This window comes from Pseudoxanthomonas sp. LjRoot204_2 (assembly GCF_056175765.1).
In genome coordinates, this window is record NZ_JBGFFG010000357.1 from 1 (window position 1) to 3518 (window position 3518).

3 protein-coding genes and 1 pseudogene are annotated in these 3518 nt (G+C 66.4%); 1 reads left to right on the plus strand and 3 read right to left on the minus strand.

All coding sequences use genetic code 11. The features are described from left to right. The 3 genes and pseudogenes from AC04L7_RS14640 to AC04L7_RS14650 all read right to left on the minus strand — a co-directional run. A pseudogene (locus AC04L7_RS14640) lies at positions 1 to 749 on the minus strand (hypothetical protein); the annotation flags it as partial. Positions 750 to 1003: 254 nt separating this feature from the next. Further along, complete coding sequence (locus AC04L7_RS14645; protein WP_475513282.1) at positions 1004 to 1639, minus strand: CoA transferase subunit B; 636 nt, start codon at positions 1637 to 1639, stop codon at positions 1004 to 1006. Beyond that, the gene (locus AC04L7_RS14650; protein WP_435996855.1) at positions 1639 to 2370 is read right to left on the minus strand and encodes a CoA transferase subunit A; all 732 of its coding nucleotides are present in this window, start codon (positions 2368 to 2370) and stop codon (positions 1639 to 1641) included. Before AC04L7_RS14650 ends, AC04L7_RS14645 begins: the two co-directional genes overlap by 1 nt. Positions 2371 to 2482: 112 nt before the next feature. On the opposite strand from AC04L7_RS14650, the gene AC04L7_RS14655 reads away from it, so the two are divergent. Next, entirely contained in the window at positions 2483 to 3415 is a 933-nt protein-coding gene (locus tag AC04L7_RS14655; protein ID WP_435996853.1) for an ATP-grasp domain-containing protein, read from the plus strand. The last annotated feature ends 103 nt before the right edge of the window (positions 3416 to 3518 follow it).

The following is a 3518-nucleotide window of genomic DNA, read 5'->3' on the forward strand; positions in this document are numbered from 1 at the left end:
CCGTTGACGTTGCTGTTCACGAACGCCTGGTTGCCGACCTGGATCAGGAACACCAATCGCGTTGCGGCACCGGAGGCGCCACCGTTGGCCGTTGCGAACTCGGGCGTATAGCCGATCGCCACGTCGATCGTGTTGGCGGCCGTCTGCGGGGCACCCTGCGCTACCGCCACTGCATTCTGGGTCACCTGAGCCGCGGCGGTGACCGCTGCGCCCATCGACGAGCGAAGCGCCCTCGCCTCGGGGATCATCACGTCCACATGGCCCTTCGTCGCCGACACCACCTTGGTGGGATCGGTCTGGACCGCGAAGACGGTGCCGTTGCGGGTCTGCAGGCTCAGGGCCGGCTTGCCGTTCGCCTGGGGAATCGAGCCGAACACGGCCTTCTCGCCGAAGGTGATGATGGCTTCCTGCATCGGATCGCCACCGACGACGCGGCCGATCCAGGTCCAGTTGCCGTCGATCTCTTCGACGTGACGCTCATAACGCAACTTGACCTGGCTGCCATCGGGCGAGGGCACGGTCATTTCACCCGTGGCGATGCCCTTGAAGGCGTGCGCTTCGCTGATCGCGGTCGGGAACCAAGTATAGGCGCCCTCCTGCCTGGTAGGCTTTGCCTTGTCGGGAAAGGACAGCAGCGCGCCGCGGTCCGGCAAATTCGCGATGGAAGCGCCAATCGCGCGCGCCAGGGGCAGCGACGTCGGCAGCGCGCCGGTCGGCTTGCTGGCGGCGACACCCCGCATCCCTGCCATGCCCGATTCGGGGCTTTCCCCACTGCACCCGGCCAAGACCAACATCAAGGCGCAAGCGCCGACCCGGAGTTTCATACGTACGCCTCTGAGAAAAACGGATAGAGCCCCTGAACCGACACTATAGCCCAGCCCCCGGGCCACAAAACAGCCAACGGGTTCGCCTCTCCGGGTTATCGGCAGCAAAACGTACAGCTGAAAGTCAGGCGTGCGCCATCGCGCAAAAGAAGTGGACGTGCGTCACGACTCGGGGCGACTCAGGCGACAGGCCGGAAGGGTACGCCGGTCTTCGCCACCAGTTCCTCCCCCGTCACACCGTCGGCTTTTTCCACCAGCACCAGACCGTCGGGGGTCACGTCGAACACCGCCAGATCGGTGATGATCCGGTCCACCACGCCCACGCCGGTCAGCGGCAGGTCGCATTGCGGCAGGATCTTGTGGCTTCCGTCCTTGGCCACGTGCTCCATCAGCACGACGATGCGCTTSACGCCGGCCACCAGGTCCATGGCRCCGCCCATGCCCTTGACCATCTTSCCCGGGAYCATCCAGTTGGCSAGGTCGCCTTGGTCGGTGACCTGCATGGCACCCAGCACCGCCAGGTCGATGTGGCCACCGCGGATCATGGCGAAGGAGTCGTGGCTGCCGAAGTAGCTGGCGCCCGCGCGGGCAGTGACGGTCTGCTTGCCGGCGTTGATCAGGTCGGCGTCGACCTCGTCYTCGGGCGGGAACGGGCCGATSCCGAGCAKGCCGTTCTCGGACTGCAGCCAGACGTCCACGCCGACGGGAATGTGGTTGGCGACCAGCGTAGGCAGGCCGATGCCCAGGTTCACGTAGGCGCCATCGGTCAGTTCGCGGGCGGCGCGCTGCGCCATCTCATCGCGGGTCCAGGGCATCACTTGTCTCCTTGGCGGACGGTGCGCTGCTCGATGCGCTTCTCGGGGGTCGGGTTGTGGACGATGCGGTCCACGTAGATGCCCGGCAGGTGGACGTGGTCCGGGTCGATCTGGCCGACTTCCACCACTTCCTCGACCTCGGCGATGCAGACCTTGCCGGCCATGGCGCAGGCCGGGTTGAAGTTGCGGGCCGTCTTGCGGAACACCAGGTTGCCGGCCTTGTCGGCCTTCCACGCCTTGACCAGCGACACGTCGGCGATCAGCGCTGTCTCCATGACATACCAGTGCTCCCCGAACTGGCGGGTTTCCTTGCCTTCGGCCACCACCGTGCCGTAACCGGTACGGGTGAAGAACGCGGGAATGCCCGCGCCGCCGGCGCGCAGGCGCTCGGCCAGCGTGCCCTGCGGATTGAATTCCAGTTCCAGCTCGCCCGAGAGGAACTGGCGCTCGAATTCCTTGTTCTCGCCCACGTAGGACGAAATCATCTTCTTGATCTGCCGGGTTTCGAGCAGCAAGCCCAAGCCGAAACCGTCCACGCCCGCATTGTTGGAAATGGCCGTCAGCCCCTTCACGCCACTGTCCCGCAGCGCGCCGATCAGCGCTTCCGGAATGCCGCACAGGCCGAAGCCACCGACCGCGAGCGTCTGGCCGTCGGCTAGGACACCCCGCAGCGCATCCGCCGCGCTGGGGTAGAGCTTCTGCTTGCCTCCGGAGCCGGGGTTACCCGCCATGGCGTGATCCATTCGATAAGGAAAGCGGCATTCTACCCAGCACCCCGTCGCCGACACAGGTACTTTCGGGCAATGGGAATCCCGCGCGGGACGTGCGCGTACACTGAGGCACATGAAGACCCTTGCCCTCGTCACCGCCGTGGGAGCCACCGGCCACGATGACGACCTCGTACCGCTGCTCGATGCGTGCGCCGACGCCGGCCTGCACGCCCGCGCCGTGGCCTGGGACGACCCCACCGTGAGCTGGGGCCGCTTCGATGCGGCTCTGCTGCGTTCGCCATGGGATTACACCGAACGACTGTCCGAGTTCCTGGCCTGGTGCGAACACGCGGACCGGGTGACCCGTCTGCTCAACCCGCTGAATGTCGTCCGCTGGAACACCGACAAGCACTATCTCGCGGACTTGGCCACCATCGGCATCCCCGTGGTTCCAACCCGGTTCGTCGAGCCCGATGCCGAGCCCATGGACGCGTTGTCCGGATTTCTGGACGAGTTCGATGTACCGGAGTTCGTCGTCAAACCCGCGGTGAGCGCCGGCGCCCGCGACACCCAACGATATGCCCGGGACCAGCAGTTCGTGGCCGGCAACCACATCGGCCGCCTGCTCGAGCAGGAGCGCAGCGTGATGCTGCAGCCCTACCTGCCCTCGGTCGACCAGTACGGCGAGACCGCCCTGCTGTATTTCGACGGCCGGTTCAGCCATGCCGCTCGCAAGTGCGCGCAGCTGCCCTTGGGGGAGACGGCGCGACAGGCGCCCATGGCACTCGGTGAGATCGCGGCAACGGTCGCTTCCCTCGCCGAGCAAGCGCTGGCAGAACAGGTTCTTGCCGCAACCGCGCGCCTGCGCCAGCTCGAGGCGCCTCTTCCGTATGCGCGCATCGATCTGCTGAAGGGCGCCGACGGCAAACCGCAGCTGCTGGAGCTCGAGCTGACGGAGCCCTCGTTGTTTTTCGCCCAGGCCCCCGGCAGCGCCGCCGATTTCGCGGCCGTGCTGGTCTCCCAGCTGGCGGACGGTACCGTACGGACTCGCATGGACCCCGCCTGACGGCTAAAATCCAACGTCTGCCCTCGTCGGCCAGCCGCCGCCGCCGGGCCTCACCGTCGCATACAGGAATTCCCTCAGGATGAAGATTCTCGTCGCCTACAAG

Coding starts and splice junctions, on each gene's coding strand:
- AC04L7_RS14650 (WP_435996855.1), bottom strand. CDS start 2,370: ATGGCGGGTAACCCCGGCTCCGGAGGCAAGCAGAAGCTCTACCCCAGC.
- AC04L7_RS14655 (WP_435996853.1), top strand. CDS start 2,483: ATGAAGACCCTTGCCCTCGTCACCGCCGTGGGAGCCACCGGCCACGAT.